At 36.2% G+C, this 18,883-nt stretch carries 15 protein-coding genes; 6 read left to right on the top strand and 9 right to left on the bottom strand.

Annotation, left to right across the window (positions count from 1 at the left end; genetic code table 11):
* Positions 1-33 precede the first annotated feature (33 nt).
* From AC13DP_RS14315 to tsaB, 4 genes are all read left to right on the top strand, one after another.
* Positions 34-1,152 carry an efflux RND transporter periplasmic adaptor subunit gene (locus AC13DP_RS14315; protein WP_013070116.1) on the top strand — a complete coding sequence of 373 codons (1,119 nt, stop codon included), beginning with the start codon at positions 34-36 and terminating at the stop codon, positions 1,150-1,152.
* 61 nt (positions 1,153-1,213) lie between these two features.
* Positions 1,214-2,656 (top strand): TolC family protein, encoded by a 1,443-nt coding sequence (locus AC13DP_RS14310; protein WP_272957011.1) that lies wholly within the window; start codon positions 1,214-1,216, stop codon positions 2,654-2,656.
* 79 nt (positions 2,657-2,735) lie between these two features.
* The gene (locus tag AC13DP_RS14305; RefSeq protein WP_272957012.1) at positions 2,736-4,016 is read left to right on the top strand and encodes an efflux RND transporter periplasmic adaptor subunit; all 1,281 of its coding nucleotides are present in this window, start codon (positions 2,736-2,738) and stop codon (positions 4,014-4,016) included.
* A gap of 18 nt (positions 4,017-4,034) precedes the next feature.
* Positions 4,035-4,697: a tRNA (adenosine(37)-N6)-threonylcarbamoyltransferase complex dimerization subunit type 1 TsaB gene (gene tsaB / locus AC13DP_RS14300; RefSeq protein WP_272957013.1), complete on the top strand. Its 663-nt coding sequence runs from the start codon at positions 4,035-4,037 to the stop codon at positions 4,695-4,697.
* Positions 4,698-4,710: 13 nt separating this feature from the next.
* Here the strand turns inward: tsaB and AC13DP_RS14295 are convergent, their stop codons facing one another.
* Both AC13DP_RS14295 and AC13DP_RS14290 read right to left on the bottom strand, forming a co-directional pair.
* Positions 4,711-5,601: a mechanosensitive ion channel family protein gene (locus AC13DP_RS14295; RefSeq protein ID WP_013070120.1), complete on the bottom strand. Its 891-nt coding sequence runs from the start codon at positions 5,599-5,601 to the stop codon at positions 4,711-4,713.
* Between the two features lie 71 nt (positions 5,602-5,672).
* Positions 5,673-7,709, bottom strand: coding sequence for a thioredoxin domain-containing protein (locus AC13DP_RS14290; RefSeq protein WP_483067990.1), 2,037 nt, complete (start codon positions 7,707-7,709; stop codon positions 5,673-5,675).
* 371 nt (positions 7,710-8,080) lie between these two features.
* Between AC13DP_RS14290 and AC13DP_RS14285 the strand changes: the two genes are divergently transcribed.
* On the top strand, positions 8,081-10,345 hold the full coding sequence (locus tag AC13DP_RS14285; protein ID WP_041579538.1) for an inorganic phosphate transporter: 2,265 nt from the start codon (positions 8,081-8,083) through the stop codon (positions 10,343-10,345).
* Between the two features lie 70 nt (positions 10,346-10,415).
* On the opposite strand, the gene AC13DP_RS14280 is transcribed toward AC13DP_RS14285, so the two are convergent.
* A complete protein-coding gene (locus AC13DP_RS14280; protein ID WP_483067989.1) occupies positions 10,416-11,345 on the bottom strand; it encodes a NifU family protein in 930 nt (309 codons plus the stop codon).
* Between the two features lie 109 nt (positions 11,346-11,454).
* Between AC13DP_RS14280 and AC13DP_RS14275 the strand changes: the two genes are divergently transcribed.
* Positions 11,455-12,477: a PorP/SprF family type IX secretion system membrane protein gene (locus tag AC13DP_RS14275; RefSeq protein WP_483068038.1), complete on the top strand. Its 1,023-nt coding sequence runs from the start codon at positions 11,455-11,457 to the stop codon at positions 12,475-12,477.
* On the opposite strand, the gene murI is transcribed toward AC13DP_RS14275, so the two are convergent.
* The 6 genes from murI to porG form a co-directional block, all read right to left on the bottom strand.
* Positions 12,474-13,265: a glutamate racemase gene (gene murI, locus AC13DP_RS14270; protein ID WP_272957017.1), complete on the bottom strand. Its 792-nt coding sequence runs from the start codon at positions 13,263-13,265 to the stop codon at positions 12,474-12,476. The two genes, AC13DP_RS14275 and murI, sit on opposite strands and share 4 nt — an antisense overlap.
* A 69-nt stretch (positions 13,266-13,334) precedes the next feature.
* Positions 13,335-13,847 carry an OmpH/Skp family outer membrane protein gene (locus AC13DP_RS14265; RefSeq protein WP_013070126.1) on the bottom strand — a complete coding sequence of 171 codons (513 nt, stop codon included), beginning with the start codon at positions 13,845-13,847 and terminating at the stop codon, positions 13,335-13,337.
* Between the two features lie 34 nt (positions 13,848-13,881).
* The gene (locus AC13DP_RS14260; RefSeq protein WP_272957018.1) at positions 13,882-14,697 is read right to left on the bottom strand and encodes an OmpH/Skp family outer membrane protein; all 816 of its coding nucleotides are present in this window, start codon (positions 14,695-14,697) and stop codon (positions 13,882-13,884) included.
* 30 nt (positions 14,698-14,727) lie between these two features.
* Positions 14,728-17,436 carry an outer membrane protein assembly factor BamA gene (gene bamA / locus AC13DP_RS14255; protein WP_272957019.1) on the bottom strand — a complete coding sequence of 903 codons (2,709 nt, stop codon included), beginning with the start codon at positions 17,434-17,436 and terminating at the stop codon, positions 14,728-14,730.
* Positions 17,369-18,109 carry an isoprenyl transferase gene (locus tag AC13DP_RS14250; protein ID WP_013070129.1) on the bottom strand — a complete coding sequence of 247 codons (741 nt, stop codon included), beginning with the start codon at positions 18,107-18,109 and terminating at the stop codon, positions 17,369-17,371. The genes bamA and AC13DP_RS14250 overlap by 68 nt, the downstream gene beginning before the upstream one ends.
* 3 nt (positions 18,110-18,112) lie before the next feature.
* Positions 18,113-18,814, bottom strand: a complete 702-nt coding sequence (gene porG, locus AC13DP_RS14245; RefSeq protein ID WP_041578626.1) for a type IX secretion system protein PorG — start codon at positions 18,812-18,814, stop codon at positions 18,113-18,115.
* Between the last annotated feature and the right edge of the window lie 69 nt (positions 18,815-18,883).

Raw genomic sequence — 18,883 nt, 5'->3', positions numbered from 1 at the left:
CAATTTTAGAAAATAGAATAAACACAATCAAAAATGAAAAGAACAGTTACCATCGTTATTTTAGCCGTAATCTTTATTGGCTTTTTGGGTTCGCTGTATTATTACTTTCAAAAGGGACAGCAAGATCCGGTGGTTTATCAAACCGAACAGGCTTCTGTGCAAACCATCACTAAAAATACAGTAGCAACCGGGAATATTGTTCCTTTAGAAGAGATTCTAATTAAACCTAATATTAGTGGAATTATAGATGAAATTTATGTGGAAGCCGGTGAGTCTGTAGCGGCAGGAGATCTAATCGCAAGAATTCGGGTTATTCCCAATGTTAACTCGCTTCAGAGTGCGAAAGATGCTGTGGCTACGGCTAAAATCAATCTTGATAATCAAAAGAAAATATTTGAGCGTCAAAAATCTTTATTCGATAAGGGAGTTATTTCTGCTAATGATTATGATAATGCTGAAGTAGCTTATCAAAGAGCAGAACAGAATTATAAATCGGCCGAGCAAAATTTTGAGATCGTAAAAACCGGAACAACCAGAGGAATTGGTAGCGCAGCAAATACATTAATTAGAAGTACCGTTACCGGAATGGTGCTAGATGTACCTGTAAAAACCGGTAATCAGGTGATCGAATCCAATAACTTTAACGACGGAACTACCCTGGCTACGCTTGCCGATGTGAATAAGATGATTTTTGAAGGTAAAGTAGACGAAAGCGAAGTAGGCAAGATTAAAGAAGGTTTGCCACTAGAAGTCACTGTGGGTGCTATAGAAAATAAAACTTTCGATGCGGTTTTGGATTATATCGCACCAAAGGGAGTGGAAGAAAACGGAGCGATTCAATTTGAAATTAAAGGAACTTTAGATAAAGCAGATACCACTTTTATTAGAGCTGGGTTAAGTGCGAATGCTTCTATAATCTTAGCAAAAGCTGAGGATGTCCTGGCCATTAAAGAAGCATTGGTTCAATTTGATAATGATACGCAACAGCCTTTTGTAGAAATTGAAACCGGAAATCAACAATTTGAGCGTAAAGACGTGGAGCTTGGGGTGAGTGATGGTATTAATGTGGAAATTAAAAGCGGAGTCGGTAAAGACGATAAAATTAAAGTGTGGAACCAACTAAAACCAGCTCAAAATTTTGCTGCAAATTAATTTTATGCATTTTTTGTAACAACTCAACTTTTTGTTAGACCTATCTTTTACAATATACATTATGAAGAAATTTAGACTTTTTACCATTTTACTTTTCATTGGGTTCATCGCCAATGCGCAGGAGAAAAAATGGACCTTGCAGGAATGTGTGGAGTATGCTTTAGAGCATAACATCTCTGTAAAACAATCTGAACTTGATGTAGAAGCAGCTGAAATCGATAAACTTGATGCCATAGGTAATTTATTGCCTGGTTTAAATGGTAATGCCAGCAATTCCTGGAATACAGGTTTAACCCAAAATGTAACTACCGGGGTGCTACAAAATCAAACTACCAGAAACTTTTCTGCAGGAGTAACGGCTAGTATTACGTTATTCGACGGTCTGAGGAATTACAAGCAGCTACAAAGAGCCAAGATGTCTAAACTTGCTGCCCAGTATTCTCTAGATAAGATGGAAGATGATATTACATTATCGGTAGCGAACTCTTATTTGCAAGTATTGTTTGCTAAGCAGGACCTTGAAGTTTTAAAATCTCAAAATGAAGTAACCCTAGAGCAGTTAGATCGTACCAAACAACTGGTAGATGCCGGTTCTTTGCCAAGGGGCGATCTCTTGGAAATACAGGCTACAAATGCCGATGAAAAACAACGAATTATAATCGCACAAAACAATATCAGGATTTCATTGATTAGTCTGGCCCAGACTTTACTGATCAAGGATTATGAAAATTTTGATATCGTAGAGGATGACTATGATATCTTTGGTACCGAAATTTTAGATAATTCAGTATATGATATTATCGAGCGAGCTAAAGAAGAACGTTCAGAAATTAGAATTGCGGAAGCCAACAAGGAAATCGCTGAGCAAAATGTTGAAATAGCCCGTGGGGCCTATTTACCTACATTAGGTGCTTTTGTTAACTATAATACCAGGGAGACCGGTGCAAACAGGATAGATTATATTAATCCACCGGGCACTACAATTACTGAAATTGGTTATGTAGAGTCCACAGGGGAAACAGTAGTGACCGAATCTCAGAACCCTGCCGTTCCCATTTCGTTACCTCCTAGGCCATTTATAGACCAGTTATGGTTAAATGATGGTATTTCTTATGGGTTTCAACTAAGCGTTCCGATTTTTAACGGTTTTGCGACCAGGAATCAAGTTAAAAGAAGCAAAGTAAACGTACGTAGGGCTGAATATCAGTTAGAACAGGCAGAATTGGATCTTGAGGCAAATGTTTATCAGGCTTATGTAGATGCAACCGGGGCTTTTGAAGCTTATGAGGCCGCTTTGGTGGCAGAAGAATCTCAGGAACAGGCTTACGAATACGCGACAGAGCGTTTTGATGTTGGGTTAACTAATGCTTTTGATTTTAGTCAGTCTAAAGTGCGTTACGAAAATGCGCAGCGAGAAGTGATTCGTACCAAGTATGATTACATCTTTAAACTAAAAGTGCTGGAATTATATTTTGGGGTTCCGGTGGCTAATTTAAGATTCTAAATTTCTTGTAAATGCTGATTAATATTCTGCTTTTTATCAAAACAGGATATTTAAAGTATAGCTTTTAAAAATTTTATAAATGAAGAAGAAAACTCTTTTTATCATTCTGGGAATTGTTGTGGTTTTAGCCATATTACTCGTTGTGGGTAAAAAGTCTGGAATGTTTGGTAAAAGCGGTAATTTTAAACAAGTAGAAATTACTGAAATTAAACCATTGGATATCGTTGAAACCGTATCGGCAACCGGAAAAATTCAACCTGAAGTAGAAGTGAAGTTATCTTCCGAGGTTTCTGGAGAGATTATCGAACTTCCGATCATTGAAGGGCAGCAGGTAGAAAAAGGAGACTTATTAGTGAGGATTAACCCCGATATTTATCAGTCTAGTGTACAACGTTCAAAGGCCAGTATGGAGAATGCCCGTGCCAATTATACGCAATCTCAGGCTAGTTTAAAACAAGCGAAGGCAAATTATGAACGTAATAAAACACTTTTTGAGAAAGGAGTGATTTCTAAAGCAGAATGGGATGGTATCGTTTCTAATTACGAAGTTGCTGAAGCTAATAAAGAATCGGCTTATTATAGCATGCAAAGTGCGGCTGCAACGGTAACTGAAGCTCAGGATAATCTTGGAAGAACAAATATTTATGCTCCTATGAGCGGTACCATTTCTAAACTGGATGCTGAATTAGGGGAGCGAGTAGTGGGAACGCAACAAATGGCGGGGACCGAAATTTTACGGGTCGCTAATCTCTCTAATATGGAAGTAGAAGTAGATGTAAATGAAAATGATATTGTAAAAGTTGAAGTTGGAGATTCTACTGTTGTTGAGGTCGATGCTTATCTAAGAAAAGAATTTAAAGGTGTAGTGACTGAAATATCTAACTCTGCCGACAGTGAATTAACTACAGATCAGGTTACCAATTTTAAAGTGAAAGTTCGCATTTTAGAGGATTCTTATAAAGATCTTTTAGAAGGGAAACCAGAAAATTACTCACCGTTTAGACCGGGAATGACGGCTACCGTAGATATCATTACTAATAAAAAGACGGCAGTTATTGGTGTGCCTATTAGTGCGATCGTTGTAAAATCTGATACTACTACGGCAGCGATAGGAACTGCACCTGCCGTGAATGTAGAGACCGATCCTTCTAAACTTTTTGAATGTGTCTTTGTTAAGAACGGGGAAGAAGCTAAATTGCGCGTTGTAAAAACCGGAATACAGGATGATTCTAATATTCAGATTACAGAAGGTCTGAAGGAAGGGGAAACTGTAATTATCGGTCCTTATAATGTAGTAACAAAAACTCTAAAATCCGGAGATAAAGTTGAGGTAGCCGGGAGTACCAACAGCGAAGGATAGAGTCTAAAATTATATAAATTGGCAGTAATTCTTTGTTTGGAAACAGCAACCACCAATTGCTCGGTTGCTTTGAGTAAAGATGGTGATGTAATCGCATTGAAAGAAGATAATAGTAAAGGTTATTCTCATGCTGAAAAGTTGCATGTTTTTATCGATGAAATTTTAAAAGAAAACAATTTTAAAATCGATGACCTTGATGCTGTTGCGATTAGCAAGGGACCGGGTTCTTATACCGGTCTTAGGATAGGTGTTTCTGCCGCAAAAGGATTATGTTTTGCTAAGGATATTCCGCTTATTTCAGTACCAACATTAACCGCTTTAGCAAAGCAAGTAACTCCTAATAAAGGAGATCAAATTATCCCTATGCTCGATGCCAGAAGGATGGAAGTTTATTCCGCAGTATTTGATTCAGCATTTAATCAAATAAGAGAAACTAAAGCTCAAGTACTTTCCGAAGATTCTTTTCAGGAGGAATTGGCAAAAGGAAAGGTTTATTTTATTGGGAATGGAGTAGAAAAGTTTAGAGAAATTTGCTCGCAGCAAAATGCCGAGTTTATAGAAGGACGATTGCCATCAGCAAAAGAAATGGGACAAATCGCTTATGATAAATACAAAATAAGCGACATAGAGGATGTCGCTTATTTTGAACCTTATTATTTAAAGGATTTTGTAGCAGGTTAATCTATCTGCTATTTTATTCAGTTTTATCTGTACTGTCTTTCTCTTTTTTAGACTCCTTTAAAACCGTACCACTCATTTTAGTTTGATCATAAAGATAAACATCACGTTGTGGGTAAGGAATCGTCATTCCAGCTTCTTCTAGCCTTATTTTTCCTTCTTCCAGCATAAACCAGTGGATATCCCAAAAAACTGGATTTTTTGCAAAGTATCTTACGTAAAAGTTAACCGAGTTGTCACCTAATTCACCAACTAGTACTTGTGGCGCTGGTTCAGCTTCAATACCTTCCTGCTCTTTTATAAGATTCATAAGCACCTCTTTTGCTTTCTTAATATCATCATCATAAGAAATTCCAAAGGTCATATTTTCACGACGTACCCCATTTACAGTATAGTTTATAATATTATCGTTAGCTAAACTTCCGTTAGGAATAACGGCTTCCTGATTTCCAAAGGTATCTAGTTTAGTATAAAATAAGCTTACACTTTTCACACTACCAGAAACACCCTGTGCTTCAATCCAGTCACCAACTTTAAATGGTTTTAAAACAATAATTAAAACACCACCGGCAAAATTGGCCAGAGATCCCTGTAATGCCAAACCTATGGCTAAACCTGCCGCACCTAGAATAGCAACTAAAGATGTGGTTTCTATACCCACCTGGGAGATGGCAACAATAATTACTAATATTTTTAAGGCCCAGCTTACCAGTGTGGTTAAAAAGCCTTTTAATGCAACATCGTAATCTCTTTTGTCTAGAGCCTTTTGCATAAATTTTACCGCGCGTTTTGCAATCCAAAAGCCTATGATTAGAATTAAAATTGCCGCAATTAAGTCCGGTAAAAAGTCAATAAGTTTTTTAGCATATTCCTGTGCTAACTCAGAAAAGTCGTTGAATTTATCCATAGTTTCAAGTAGTTTTTCACAAAGAGAATAATTTTTTGTACTAAATGCGAGAAATTCTCGTTTAAGTTTTGTTAAACAAGAGCGATATTCTTTAAAACATGCGTTAATTCTTCTTTAGGAAGTTGACATTTTCCCTGTTCACACAAATAGTAGCGTGTTTTTCCTTTTACAAAACGACCTTTAAGAATGGATAATTCACTTTCGGTATTACTACCGGAAATAATAAGATTTGGGAGGTATTTTTTCTGAATTTCTTTTTGTTCTCTATCTATCTGTTCTCCAAGGATTGCCAATTCGTAAAAAGGATTACTGATGTTGAGGTACAAATGAAGCCAATTGGAATGTCCCATGGGATGAGAACCTATTTTTCCTGAAATTACCTGAAGCATTTTTTCTGACACTTCTAAATATCTAGATGTTCCCGTTAAACGACCTAATCTGAATAGATTATTGGCCATTACCGAGTTGGAGGCAGGGATCACATTATCGGTAAGCTCAATGGGAGTACTAATTAAAGCATCGTCTTTTTTAGAGGTAAAATTAAAAAGTGTATTTTCCTGATTATAAAAATTCTCAAAACAATACTCGGTAAGATGAGAAGAAATATCAATCCATTTTTTATCAAAGGTCACCTCGTATAATTTTAGAAAAGCTTCGATCGTGAAGGCATAATCTTCAAGATAAGCATTGATTTTACTTTGCTTGTTTTTATAAGAATGGAAAAGGCTGTAATCGGGGTTTAGTTGATTTTGAATAATAAATTCGGCATTTTTAAGTGCAATATTCAGGTAATGATTTTTTCCTGTGGCCGTATAAGCTTCAGCAAAACCGGTAAGGCTAAGGGCGTTCCATGAAGTAAGTGTTTTATCATCCAAACCTGGTTTTTTTCTTTTTTTTCTCGCTTCACTAAGAATTTTAGTCCAATTTGACTTTCTTTGATAAAGTTCTTCTAAAGAGATATTATGCTTTTTAGTAAAATCATCGTCTTTTTCAGTTTTATAAAGGATATAGTTTCCATTTTCCCAATACCCCCTGGCGTTGATATTAAAATAGGCTGAAAAAAGATCAAATTCTGATGCCAATAGTTCCTCCAGTTCTTCTTTTTTCCAGGTATAAAAAGCACCTTCTTCCTGATTGCCTTTTGCATTCTCAGAATCTGCATCCAATGCGGAATAAAAAGCACCAGTGCTATCGGTAAGTTCAGTTTCGATAAAATGGGCTGTTTTTTCAATAACTTCTTTATACCAGTGGTACTGAGTGAGTTTATAAGCTTTACTATATAAACTTAAAAGTTGGGCGTTGTCATAAAGCATTTTCTCAAAGTGTGGTACGTGCCAGCGATCATCTACAGAGTATCTTGCAAATCCACCGCCAATATGGTCAAAAGTGCCGCCAAAAGATATTTTATCTAAGCTATGGAGTACGTATTCCTGTAGTTTTTTGTCTTTAAACTGATAAGCGTAACGTAATAAGAAATCCAGATTGGTTGGCATCATAAATTTAGGAGCATTTTTAGTTCCTCCCAGCTTCATATCTAAATAGGGTTTCCAGATTTCTATAAACTCACCAAGTCTTTTTTGTGAAAATTCGTATGAATTATTGCCAATGTCGATTAGATTAAGTTGTTGTAAGCCTTCTTCTAGCTTATTAGCATAGTTGGTAAGTTGTGTAGGTTCTTTTTTATAAATCTGCTGGATTTGTAATAAAGCGCTTTTCCATTGTTCCTTTCTAAAATAAGTCCCTCCCCAGACCGGGCGGCCATCAGGTAAAGCTACGATATTCATAGGCCAGCCGCCACTACCGGTCATTAGTTGTACTGCCTGCATATACACCTGGTCAATATCGGGGCGTTCTTCACGATCTACTTTTATAGAAATATAATGGGCATTCATTATATCGGCCACTTCCGGATCTTCAAAACTCTCATGTTCCATTACATGGCACCAGTGACAAGCCGAATATCCTACACTAATCAATAATAATTTATTAGTTTTTTTTGCGTCTTCTAAAACAGTTTTATGCCATGCTTTCCAATCTACCGGGTTGTGAGCATGCTGTAAAAGGTAAGGGCTGGTTTCATAAATAAGATCGTTGGTAGCGCTTTTCATAAAAATCTATGGTTTGGGATAAGTTGATCATACTTTTTTACTCGACAATCGATATTAAATGCCTTGAAATAAAAATAATTTTCTAACTACTACCTCATGGTTTTGTTGAGGTAATTTAATCAAAAGTAATTATAGGGTTTAATAACCTAATTATAATAGAAGGTAGGAAAATTTAAAAATTTTGCAACAATGATATGTAGATTACTTTATCTTCTGATAGATGATGCAAACTTAAGATTAGTATATTTGTGTCTCAAAATCAGCATGAAGACAGTGATTTAAAAGCTAAATAACTTAAAGTTTTCATAACCTTAGACCGCTTTAATTTTCAAAAAAAAGAAAGACTTTTGCTGGTTGAAAATATTGGATTTATGGAAGATGTTTACATTGTAATGCTTGTCGCCCTTTTGGCACTTGCGATTACAGATTTGGTGGTAGGAGTAAGTAATGATGCCATCAATTTTTTAAATTCGGCTATAGGGTCTAAGGCGGTCTCGATGCGAACCATCTTAATTGTAGCGAGTATTGGTGTGGCTATTGGTGCGATTTTTTCCAGTGGTTTGATGGAAGTGGCCCGAAAAGGAATTTTTCTTCCGCAGCAATTCTATTTTGAAGAGATCATGATCATTTTTATGGCTGTCATGATTACAGATGTTTTACTTCTGGATTTCTTCAATTCTATTGGTTTGCCCACCTCTACTACGGTATCTATAGTTTTTGAATTACTGGGAGCTGCAGTAAGTATTGCAGTTATTAAAATTTATAAAGACGGAAATGATTTAAGTCTTTTGGCCAGTTATATTAATACCAGTAAAGCTACAGAGATTATTATAGGTATTCTTATGGCAGTGGTCATTGCTTTTATTGTGGGATTAGTGGTGCAATATATCTCCAGATTAATTTTTTCCTTTCAGTTTGAAAGGAAAATGAAATATGTTGGAAGTATTTTTGGAGGAGCTTCACTAACCGCAATCCTTTATTTTATTTTGATAAAAGGTCTTAAAAGTGTTCCTTATCTTTCTGAAGATACCCTAACGTATATTAACGAAAATACCCTTATTATTATTCTTATTGGCTTTGTTTTCTTTTCTATCATAAGCCAGTTACTAATGAGTATGTTTAAATTAAACATTTTAAGAGTAATTATTGTTATAGGAACCTTTGCCCTGGCATTAGCCTTTGCCGGGAATGATCTGGTAAACTTTATAGGGGTGCCTATTGCTGCCTGGCAATCATATAATTTATGGGAAACTGCTTATCAATCATCTGGGACTTTACCTTCTGAAATGTTAATGAGTGGATTAAGCGGAAGTGTACCTACGCCAGAATTCTTATTGATTATTGCCGGTGGTGTAATGGTAGTAACACTTTGGTTTAGTAGTAAAGCTAAGGCTGTGGTAGAAACCGGGGTGAATCTGGCCAGGCAGGGTGATGGTGTAGAACGTTTTGAACCCAATTGGCTTTCCAGAAGCATTGTGCGTTATTCTGTAATGTTTAGTGGTGCAGTTTCTACAGTTATGCCAAAAGCTATAAAAAATAAGATTGATAAGAAGTTTGAAAAACCAGAGCATCATACTCGTAGTAAACGCCTGGACGCTCCTGCCTTCGATATGGTTAGGGCTTCTGTAAATCTTGTTGTGGCCAGTATTTTAATATCTATTGGTACGAACTTAAAATTACCATTATCAACCACATATGTTACTTTTATGGTAGCTATGGGTTCTTCGTTAGCAGATAGGGCTTGGGACCGTGAAAGTGCGGTATATCGTGTGGCTGGCGTATTAAATGTAATTGGTGGTTGGTTTGTAACTGCTTTGGTTGCTTTTACGGCCGCTGCAATTTTTGCCTGTATCATTTATTACGGCGGGACTATTGCTTTGGCAATACTTATTATTCTGGCTGTAGTTTTAGTGGTGCGTAGCGGTATTATACATAGTAGAAAGTCCAAAGAAGAAAAGAAAAATAAGCGTTATAATCGTACAGATATCATTACGATTAATGAGATAACGACGGAAACTTCAGAAAATATTTCAAGTGTAATTCATGGAATTAATCGAATGTATACCAAGACTGTCGATAATCTTGGTTACCATGATCTTGGTAAATTGAAGAAGAATAATAAAGCGATAGGGAAACTTGAAGAAGAGGTTGATGAACTTAAGGGGAACATCTTCTATTTTATTAAATCCCTGGATGATGATTCGGTTGAAGCGAGTAAATTTTATATTTTGATTCTTGATTACCTTCAGGATATGACGCAGTCTATCGCATTTATTACACGTAATAGCTATAATCACGTACACAATAACCATAAGAATCTTAAGTTTAATCAGATTCGTGATTTAAAAAAGGTAGATGAAAGAATGCAGGTGCTTTTTGATGATATTGAATATGCTTTTAATAACCATGAATTTGCAAAAATAGACCAGATATTAAAAGACAAGCAGGAATTACTAGATTACGTTTCAGATTTAATTCAGAAGCAAATTAACCGTATTCGAACTTCAGAAACGAGTCCGCGTAACACCAAGCTTTACTTTGGATTGCTTTTGGAAACAAGGGATTTGATCACCTCTACCATGAGTTTACTGCAGTTGTTCCAGGAATTTTACAGAGAAGCAAAAAGTACTTTTTAAGCTGAGTGAAATAAAAATTAGATAGGAAATAAAAAGCCGCTTATTTAAAGCGGCTTTTTAATTTTGTAATTTATCCGTTAACGGCTTCTACGTAATCTACTTTTCCTTTTAGCATATCACGAAGCATGGTTTCGATACCGCTTTTTAAAGTCATGGTAGAAGAGGGACAGCCACTGCAAGCGCCCTGTAAGATCACTTTTACCGTCCTGCTTTCTTCATTGTAAGAATCGAATAAAATATTACCTCCATCACTGGCTACGGCAGGCTTAATATATTCCTCTAAAATGGCCACCACCTGTTGTGAAGTATCATCTAGTTCATCAATATTAATTTGTGGTTTAGGTGCAGTTTTAGAAGTTTCAGATCCACTTTGCCCTTCTGGTGCTACGGTAATGGCATCATTATTTAATACTGAATTTCCTTCCTGAATAAAATTACGGATAAATTCACGTAATTCCATAGTGATCTCATCCCAGGAAGCAACGTCGTATTTATTGATGCTTACATAATTCTCGTCAATAAAGACTTCCTTTACAAAAGGAAAATGAAATAACTTTTGAGCTAGCGGTGATTCTGCCGCGTCATCAATATTTTTAAATTCCGCAGCATGAAGTACCAGTTTTCGGTTTGCCACAAACTTCATAACCTTTGGGTTAGGCGTACTTTCGGCATAAACGGTAACAGGAATATTTTTTTGCTGCTCATCGGTTTTGATAACAATCCCACCCTTATTCAAATAATTTTGAATCTGCTCAGCAACTTCATTTTCCACTTCTGGCCAGGCTACGATATCATATTTTTCGATAGCTATAAAATTCTGGGAAATGTAAACTGTTTTTACAAATGGAAGGTAGAATAGTTGTTGTGCGATGGGAGATTTCGCAGCCTCATCGATATTTTTGAATTCAAAATTCTCGTGTTTGGTCAAGAATTTATTCGCTTCAAATTTAACAATCTCAGGCTGTGTAGTGTGTTGTATATTAATGGTATAATTTTCCATTTCTTAAAATTTTGAGCAAAAATACTAAACAAAAGTTAGCTTATGTATATATTTACCCCACTTATATTAATTAGTATTCTTTAATTTGATAAAATTTTACTTCGATTTTATGTGCCCTGACCGTTTTCAACGAATCCTGGTTTTAATAATTTTTTGCCCCCTTCTTTTATTTTCAACTAGTAGGGTAGCGGCACAGGAGGTGATCCCAACATACTCTGATTATTTAATGGATAACTTATATTTACTATATCCATCAATGGCAGGGGCCTCAAACTATAATCAAATTCGGCTTACGGCCAGGCAGCAATGGTTTGACGTAGACGATGCTCCTAACTTACAAACTTTAAGTGTGAATGGTAGATTAGGTGACAAAATTGGTGTAGGAACGATATTTTTTAGAGATGAAAATGGTTATTTCTCTAAGTTAGGTGCTTATGGAACCTTTGCCTACCATCTTATGTTTTCCAAGGATAATGTAAATCTTAATCAATTGTCATTTGGACTTAGTGGTGGTATTATCCAACATCGGCTGGATCAATCTGAATTTAATGTTTATGATCCTATTATTGGAAATAATGATACTACTGCAGATTTCTTTGCCAATATGGATGTTGGGATGTCGTATTATTATATGGATTTTTATGCGCATGTTGCTGTAAAGAATATTATTTCTATAGAACGTGACTTATTTTATTCCGACGCAGTTCCTAGTAATCAGCGTAAATATCTGGCTTCGGCAGGATATGTTTTTGATTTTGTTCCTAATGATTGGGGATTGGAGCCTTCATTTTTATTTCAGTTAAGAGAACTGAATTCTCAGGCTAGCATAGATGTTAATATAAAAGCCTACAAAGATTTTGATTTTGGCCAGGGCTGGATAGGGATGTCTTATCGGCAGGCTTTTGACGGAGTAGAATATAACAGGACTGGTGAAGAAATACAGCGACAAAACTTACGATATATCACTCCATTTTTAGGTTTGGAGTATAAGCGATTTATTTTTGGTTATACCTTCAGTTATCAGATGAATACAATAGTTTTAAGTAATAATGGTTTTCATCAACTTACTTTAGGATATAATTTTGGAGAAAGCAGGAAGCGTTACGATTGCCGGTGCCCTGCCATTAATTAAAAGTCCAGGCGTTTCACTTGAAAATCTTCATTGTCGCGTTTGATGATATGTTTAAGTACGTAGGGGTCGTAGTTTGTGTAAAAGGTGCATGTCCCTTTTTGCTGAAAATCGGTATTTAATAAGTTTTCTTTTTCAAGAATGGCTTTAGTTTGTCTTGCTACGGCTTCTCCCGAGTCGATAATGCTTAATGCCGGATTGAATTTTTCTTTTAATCTAGGGATTAAATAGGGATAATGGCTGCAGCCTAAAACCAAATAATCAATAGGTTGGGATATTAAGGGAGCGAGAAGTTGATCCAATAACATATCCATTTCTGTAGAATAGATTTTTCCGGCTTCAATAAGTTCTACAAGACCATTTCCTTCAACTTCAATCACTTTTAATCCATGAGTATATAAATCTGAAGTTTTTGTAAATAAACTGCTGCTAAGCGTTCCTTTCGTTGCGAGGATCCCAATGTTTTTAGTTCGGGACTGCAATGCGGCTGGCTTAATGGCCGGCTCAATGCCGATAAAAGAAACATCGAATTCGTTCCTTAATTCGTTTATTGCATTGGTGGTGGCTGTATTGCAGGCTACGACTATTATTTTAGCACCAAGTTCTAAAAGTTTAATAGTGTTCTTTCTACTAAGTTCAATGATTTCCTCTCTGGTCTTAATACCATAAGGTGCATTAAAGCTATCGGCTAGATAAACGGTATCTTCAAAAGGTAAAAGTTCATGAATTTCTCTCCATATGGAAGTTCCGCCAATACCAGAATCGAATATGCCGATACTATTTTTGTTCATAGGTTCAAAAATAAAAACTGCGCAGATATCTGCGCAGTTTTTATCATAAATTATAGGATAGAATCTTTATTAGATTCCTAATTTAGTTTTTACGTCTGGCATTAAATCATATCCATCTGCCATGATTACACCAGCTCCAGTTGTAGAATCTAAAACGTAATCAAATCCTTTAGCTCTTGCTACTTCCTGGATGGCATTACGTGCTTTTTCTAAAATTGGTCGTACAAGATCTTGTTGTTTCTTTTGAAGATCCTGAGAAGCTTTTTGGCTACGCTCACGGATTCGTTGCTCAGCACTTTGTAATTCCATAGAACGTTTTTGGTTTTCTTCCTCAGTTACTGTTTCTGCTTCAGCTTCATAGCGTTGTAGGGTCTTTTGTGCTTCACTCATCATATCCTTAATTTCTGCATCATAAGTGTTTCTCAACTTATCAAGCTGAGTCATGGCATCCTTATAAGCAGGCATAGACTCTATAAGCTCTTGGGTTGCGATGTGTGCAACTTTAGAGTTCTGAGCATTTACAAATGTCGTAGCTCCCAGGGTTAATGCTAAGGCTATAAAAAATGTTCTAAATTGTTTCATTTTAATTATTATTAAGTGTTAAAGTAATTATTTGTTAATTGATTGTATCCTTTGTTTGTTTTGCAGCTTCCCGCGCAGCTTGTATACTGTCTTGAGCTGCTTTACGCTCTTTTAATATTCTTTCTCTTCTTGCTTCAAATTCAGCTTTTTTTGCTGCCCTAAGCGAATCACGTTCTCTTCGGCGCTGTTCAATATAAAGCTCTCTTTCGGTTTTAGCATTTTCAGAAGCCTGAGCTCTGGCCTGAACAACAGAATCCTGTGCTACAGTTCTGTTTTCTGCCTGTCGTAATTCTCTACGATCCTGACGCGTTTCGATTTGTTCGCGATTAGCCGCTCTGGTAATAATTCTTAAAACCTGATCACTCATATCATAATTGGACTTGGCATAAATCATACCAATTTCTGAAGTGCGGTCAAAAATAAAATCAAAATTTCTTCGATCTGCAATCTCCTGTACAGCGGTAAATACCTGATCTTGTATAGGTTTGATTAGTTGTTTCTTCTGAAGAATAAAATCACCTCCAGGGCCAAATCTTTTTTGTTGATACTCTGTTAACTGATCTTGTAAATATTTGATATCTTCTTCTCGTTCTTCTAATAGCTCTTTAGTTAGTAGTGCTCTTTCATTTTCAAGCTGGGTCTGGATTTCAGAAATTTCACGTCTCTTGGCATCAATTTCATTTTTCCATTCTTGTACCCGATTGTCAAGTTGGGATGAGGCTTCCTGGTATTCGGGGATATTTTGTAAAATATAGTCCATGTCAATATACCCAATATTAAGACCGCGCTGAGCAAATGTTGCCAGAGGAACAAGTATCGTAATGATGAGTAGTAGACTTAATTTTTTCATACGCCCGAAGATAGAAAATATCATGCCATTTTAAAATTGTTGACCTATGATAAAGTGTGTTTCCCATCCATTGGCTCCAGATTGTCCTGGTATTGGATCGAACCCGTAACCAAAATCAATTCCTAGTAAACCAAATGCAGGCATAAAGATTCTAAGACCGGCACCGGCAGATCTGTTTAACTGGAAGGGGTTAAAATCCCTAAAGTTATCGTAAGAGGCACCACCTTCCAGGAAGGTTAATGCATATATCGAAGCCGATGGTTTTAACGTAATAGGGAAGCGAAGCTCTAAAGAGTATTTATTGTATATAGTGGCGCCATCTTCATTGGAAGCCTGGCTTAAAGAAGTTCTATCTAATGGAATTAAAGATTGGTTAGGATATCCTCTTAAACGAATGGTTTCACGCCCATCAAGACTGTAGGATCCTAAACCGTCACCTCCAAGATAAAAACGTTCGAAAGGAGGAACACCGCGATCCTGGTTGTAAGCTCCTAAGAAACCATATTCAACATTAGTTCTTAACACTAAATTTTTGTTCTCACCAAAGTTGGCTAAAGTAGTATACCAGTCTCCCTTAAACTTCACTTTGTAAAATTCTAACCATTTGTATTTTTCCTGATCGATTTTAGATTGATCTCCTACGGCGTTTTCAGGTAATACGCGGTTCCCGCTGTTATCAATAAAGTTGCCATTATCATCTTTTAGCTGAAATTCACTTTGGTTCTGAAGGTCATTGTAATCTACGCCATTCCAAAGTGAATAAGGAGGGGTAAATTTAGCGGTTATGCTAAAAACAGATCCACCAATAGGAAAGATAGGATTGTATCTTGTATTGTCCCTGGTAATTCCCAATGTATAGGTTAAGTTGTTAGAGAAACCATCCCCATAGGTGAATAATCCGGTATTATAGTTATTAAGATCATAACGCTGGAAACCTACAGCATGCGAGATCTGTAAATATGGGTCGGGCTCAGTAAGACGTTTACCAAATCCTACGCTAACACCCAAAATATCGAAACTACGATTTCTGTCTGCTTTTCTTGAACGATAGTCATATAAAAACTGTCTTGTGTAAGAAAAGGAAGTAGAAAGCTGTACCGGTTTTCTGCCTCCTAGCCATGGCTCTACAAAAGATAGGCTATAGGTTTGGTAGAAGGTACTTGCCTGTGCTCTTAAAGAAAGGCTTTGCCCATCTCCCATTGGTACCGGCTTGTAAGCATCTTTATCAAATATCCCTGCAATAGAGAAGTTATTGAAGGAAAGGCCTAAAGTACCTATAAAACCGCCACCGCCGTAACCACCTTGTAGTTCGATTTGGCTGGCCCCGGCTTCAACAACATTGTATTCCAGTGATAATGTTCCTGTTTGTGGATCGGGATCTATAAATTCAGGGCTAAGTTGCTCTGCATCAAAAAATCCTAAAGAACCTAATTCCCTTACGGTAGATACCACATCCTGTTGATTATATTTTTGGCCTGGTTTTGTTAATAGGTTTCTGTAAATAACGTGATCTTTGGTTTTGTTGTTACCCACCACCCGGATTTCGTCAAAATAAGCTTCTTTTCCTTCAGTGATTCGTAATTCGAAATCTATAGTATCATTATATACGTTTGTTTCTACTAAGTTAAAACTGGAGAATAGATAACCATTATTTCTGTAAATGGTAGAGATATTGGTGGCATTGGGATCTTCAGGATCTTCAATCCTTTCGTTCATAAGAACACCATTGTAAGTATCTCCTTTTTTAATTCCTAGAGCACGGTGCAAGAAATCATCAGTATAAACCGTATTACCCACAAAATCAATATTCCCAATATAATATTTATTACCTTCTTCAACTTTTATGTCTAAAGCAATATTATTTTCATCAACAGTGATAAGACTATCTGAGATAATTCGGGCATCTCTAAAGCCATTTTCTTTCAGTTTGTTTACAAGATTTTGCTTATCTTTTTGGTAATCTTCCCTGTTAAATTTTGAGCGCTTCCAAAAACGATAAAATCGTTTTTGTTTCGTGTTTTTCATGGCTCTTTTTAATTTAGCATCAGAGATTTGCTTATTCCCGATAATATCGATATTGGAAATTTTTACCTTATCTCCTGTATCGATATTAACAACCATGTTCACCAGGTTGTTATTGGTAGTATCTTTAACTTCAACCGTATTGATGGCTACTTTAGCGTTAAAATATCCATCTTTTTTATACTTGTTTTCGATGTAATTTTTAGTATTAGTAATGAGGTTTTCAGTAACATTTACACCGGTTCTTAGTTTATTTTCCTCAATAAGTTCTTCTTTATCTTTCTTCTTTTTAATCCCCTGTATCCTAACTTCAGAAAGTTTTGGAATATCGGTGATAACCAACTCAAGATCTGCAACCCCATCCTTTACATTAGTAATGTAAAATTCAATGTCGCTAAACATATCAAGGTCCCATAATTTCTTGATTACATTACTTAGGCGTTGACCAGGGATATAGATTTCTTCGCCTTTTTTAAGTCGTGTAAACGAGACTACTGTGCTTTCGTTATATCTTGTAGAGCCGGTAACTTTTATTTCGCCTAAAGTGTATTTTTTACCGTTCCCTATAGGGAGATCCTGCGCATTTGCAGCGATGCTAAAAGTAAAACAAACTAATACGAATGCTAATATTCTTTTCGTCATAAATACACTAACTAAGTTGCTCACTTGTTTTTCCAAATCTTCGTTCTCTGTTTTGATAATTGTAAATGGCTTCATAAAGATTATCTTTTCTAAAGTCTGGCCATAAAATACTTGTAAAATACAACTCGGCATAAGCCATTTGCCAAAGCAAAAAGTTGCTGATCCTTTGCTCGCCACTTGTTCTAATCATCAAGTCGACGTCGGGAATATCTTTGGTATATAGACTTTCAGATATTAAAGAATCATTTATTTTATCTGGTTCTAACGTTCCTTCTTTTACTTTATTGGCTAAAGCTTTGACTGCAGAGGTTATTTCTTCTCTGGAACCATAGCTTAAAGCCAAAATTAAAGTCATTTTAGCGTTATGTTTTGTCTTTTCAATAACGTCTAAAAGTTCCCTTTTTGCTTTTTTAGGCAGATTATCAATATTGCCTATTGCGGTTAGTTTAATGTTGTTGTCCTGAAGCGTCTTGATTTCCTTCTTCAAGGAAGACACCAAAATCTTCATTAATGTATCAACTTCCAGTTTGGGGCGATTCCAATTTTCAGTAGAAAAAGCATATAAGGTTAAAAATTTTATTCCAATCTGGGCGCCACCTTCTACAATATCTCTTACAGATTTTACTCCTTCATTATGGCCAACAGCTCTTAAAAAGCCTTGTTTTTTTGCCCAACGGCCGTTGCCGTCCATTATAACGGCAATATGCGAGGGTAATTTTGTTAAGTTGAGATTTTCTTTAAAATTCATTTCCTAAAAGCTCGAATAACATGGTTTTCTACCAAATGTTACGGTGAATGTAATTCCGGTAAAAACATACCAATCGTTAGTATTTTGATTACCAAAAGTAAGTATAGGATCCGGTTCCCCAAGTAATTCTTCAGGATTACTTCCATCCAAATTATCAGTGAAGGTATACCGCGCACCAATTTCTATGGCACCAACCAAATGCTGGCTAAGTGTTGTTTTGTAACCAACAACCATAGGAATGGCAAATTCCCAGTTAGTACTTTCATTAACTAAAGGAGCTCCGCGAGAGCCATCCAATATTACATGGTCTGCACTAAAATAGGTGAGCCCGGTGTAAAGATAAGGTGCGCTTTGCGATGTTCCTTTATGTAAATCAAAATCCCAAAAATTAAATTCTAAACCCAAAGAAGCTTCAGTTATGGTATTACTAAACGAATATCCTCTTTGCTGTCTGCGAGTATCATTGCTTTCTGCATCATCTGCTTCTATATTTCCCATGATTAGAGAAAATCTAAACGAATGACGCGGGCTTCTATTCCATTTTAGGATGCCGCCAGCTGCAAGACCACTAGGATTAACGTAAAATGTGTTTCCTACATCTCCAATATAATTTGCGCCTCCCAAAAAGGCACCCACCTCATAGGTTTGAGATTGCAAATTAACTGAAGTGATCAACATAAAAACAAAAGCTATTAGATACCGCATAGGTTCTTAAAAGTTTGCAAATATAACAATTATGTTTGCTCTGCAATAATTTGAGCTCATTAGTATTAC

The sequence above is a fragment of the Zunongwangia sp. L-65 genome, assembly GCF_056859415.1.
The sequence above is the reverse complement of the archived record's forward strand: the minus strand, read 5'-3'. Positions and strand labels throughout refer to the sequence as shown.